The organism is Azospirillum mesophilum (assembly GCF_053470405.2).
In genome coordinates, this window is sequence record NZ_JBPXMQ020000101.1 from 1 (window position 1) to 2,203 (window position 2,203).

Sequence of the window (2,203 nt, forward strand, 5' to 3'; positions counted from 1 at the left end):
TTCTTCTCGATCTTGGCCATCCGGCCGCGCGTCGCTTCGGTCCACATACAAAGCTTGAATCACAACACGACCTCAGCGCCAACCCTTTTCAAACAGTCTCTTACCGACGCCGGCGTCGAGCCGTCCGTGGGCAGCGTCGGCGATTCCTATGACAACGCTTTGGCCGAAACCATCAACGGCCTTTACAAGACCGAGGTGATCCGGCGCCGCGGACCATGGCGCACCCTGGAAGCCGTCGAGTTCGCCACCCTGGAATGGGTGGACTGGTTCAATCACCGGCGCCTACTCGAACCCATCGGAAACATTCCTCCCGCCGAGGCCGAGGCGCGCTACTATGCTCAAACCGAGGACGTCGCCATGGCGGCGTGACTCAAGCCGAATGGCCTCCGACAAACCCGGAGCGGTTCAACGAGACGGGCTTTCTCAAGCAGGCAAGGCGTCGTGTGGGGTCGGCCGCCAGTACACCGGCTCGGCGGGCAAGATCACCAACTGCCAGATCGGCGTCTCAACTCCCTCTCCTGCGCCAGCGGGAGAGGGAAGGAGCCCATGCGAAGCATGGGAAGGGTGGGGGCGACGCCTTGCGCGGCCCCGCCTACACCGCGTCCCCCGGCACGAGCACCCGCCCGCAGATGTCCCGCGCCTTCTCGAAGCGGTCGGGTGCCGCCGACCGCGCGAGCAGGCCTTCGCCGAAAATGAACGAATAGAACAGGTAGGCCCGCGCGAAGGCGTCATCGTCGGGCAGGCCCAGGCCGGCGAACAGGTCCGACACGCAGCGCAGGCGTTCGCGGTCCACCTCGGCCACGATATCGGCGGCGCGGGGGTCACGGCGCGCCCAGTCGCGCATCGCCAGCTCGATCGCCATGCCGCGCGGGTTGCCGTTGGCGCCGTACAGCGACAAGAGGTCGCGCAGCCGGGTGGCCGGCGTGCGGCCGTCCAGCCGCGTCTGCATCTTGATCGCCTCGATTCGGCCGGTCTTCCAGCCCTCCAGCATGGCCTCCACCAGCTCCGTCCGGTCGCGGAAGTGCCAGTAGAAGCTGCCCTTCGTCACCTTCAGCCGCTTGGCGAGCACCTCCACCCGCACCTGCTCGACCCCGCCCTCCGCCAGGGCGGAGAAGGCGGCGGACAGCCAGGATTCGCGGTTCAGCGTCTTCGTTTCCATCAGGGATACTCCGAAGACCATACGGAGGCGTATTGACTCACCGGGGACCTATTCGTAACGTGTCCGACAAAAATGGGCATGATTGTTTCCGGCAAACCAGTTTACCGGCGGCAATCGGGAACCCGAAGCACCATAAACGGAAAAGACCGGGCGGACCGCACATTCCATCAGGCAAGAACGCCGTGGGCAATGGGACCGTCGGGCACTGGGGAGAAACGCAAGATGACCGAGCGCCAGCAGGACGACCCCTGCGCCCACCGCCTCCGCGACAGTTTCGCCCGGCAGCCCCTGATGGAATCGCTGGGCGCCGTGCTGACCCGCGTGGAGGCGGGAACCTGCGAGATCCGCGTGCCCTGGGCGGCCCGCCTGTGTTCCGAACGAGGCGGCGTCCATCCGGGCGTCAGCGCGGCGCTGGCCGAGACGGCGGCGGTCCTCGCCGCCTGCTCGCGCCTGCCGGCGGAGGTCTCGCTGCTGACCATGGAGCAGAAGCTCGACCTCGGCGCGCCCGCCTGCGGCGACGCCCTGCTGGTCATCGCGCGGGTGGAGCGGGAGGGGCCGAGCCTCTTCGTCGTCCGGACGGAGGTGCTGGCGGAGACCGGGGCCGCCCGCAAGACGGTCGCCGTCCTGCTCGCCACCATGATGGTTGTGCGCAACGGCGAGGAAGCCCCCTTCGTCGGTCACTGGCACCTGAACGAACCGCGCGGCGGCAAGGCCGCGCGGGTTGCGGCGTAATACCGTAGGTTGGGTTGAGGCAAAGCCGAAACCCAACGCATCGGCAAGGCGGGGTGCGTTGGGTTTCACCTTCGGTTCAACCCAACCTACGACTTCAGCGCGTCGGTCAGTTCCGGCACCGCCTTGAAGAGGTCGGCGACGAGACCGTAATCCGCGACCTGGAAGATGGGCGCTTCCTCGTCCTTGTTGATCGCGACGATGACCTTCGAGTCCTTCATGCCGGCGAGGTGCTGGATGGCACCGGAGATGCCGACGGCGATGTACAGCTCAGGCGCCACGATCTTGCCGGTTTGCCCGACTTGGTAGTCGTTG

At 66.6% G+C, this 2,203-nt stretch carries 4 protein-coding genes and 1 pseudogene; 3 read left to right on the forward strand and 2 right to left on the reverse strand.

What is annotated here, in order from left to right:
• Both ACSVC7_RS32550 and ACSVC7_RS32555 read left to right on the forward strand, forming a co-directional pair.
• Positions 1 to 369 (forward strand): integrase core domain-containing protein (locus ACSVC7_RS32550; protein ID WP_483509161.1); only part of this gene is annotated, 369 nt, incomplete at its 5' end.
• Positions 370 to 407: 38 nt separating this feature from the next.
• Positions 408 to 505: pseudogene (locus ACSVC7_RS32555) on the forward strand (transposase); the annotation flags it as partial.
• Between the two features lie 87 nt (positions 506 to 592).
• On the opposite strand, the gene ACSVC7_RS32560 reads toward ACSVC7_RS32555, so the two are convergent.
• Positions 593 to 1,159 (reverse strand): TetR/AcrR family transcriptional regulator, encoded by a 567-nt coding sequence (locus ACSVC7_RS32560; protein WP_448208743.1) that lies wholly within the window; start codon positions 1,157 to 1,159, stop codon positions 593 to 595.
• A 222-nt stretch (positions 1,160 to 1,381) separates the two neighbouring features.
• On the opposite strand from ACSVC7_RS32560, the gene ACSVC7_RS32565 reads away from it, so the two are divergent.
• The gene (locus ACSVC7_RS32565; protein ID WP_448208744.1) at positions 1,382 to 1,891 is read left to right on the forward strand and encodes a PaaI family thioesterase; all 510 of its coding nucleotides are present in this window, start codon (positions 1,382 to 1,384) and stop codon (positions 1,889 to 1,891) included.
• Between the two features lie 86 nt (positions 1,892 to 1,977).
• On the opposite strand, the gene ACSVC7_RS32570 is transcribed toward ACSVC7_RS32565, so the two are convergent.
• On the reverse strand, positions 1,978 to 2,203 hold a 226-nt coding region (locus ACSVC7_RS32570), incomplete at its 5' end, for an electron transfer flavoprotein subunit alpha/FixB family protein (protein ID WP_483509164.1).

Bases quoted from the DNA above. Each gene is read 5' to 3' on its own strand.
- ACSVC7_RS32565 (WP_448208744.1), top strand. From the start codon at position 1,382: ATGACCGAGCGCCAGCAGGACGACCCCTGCGCCCACCGCCTCCGCGAC.
- ACSVC7_RS32560 (WP_448208743.1), bottom strand. From the start codon at position 1,159: ATGGAAACGAAGACGCTGAACCGCGAATCCTGGCTGTCCGCCGCCTTC.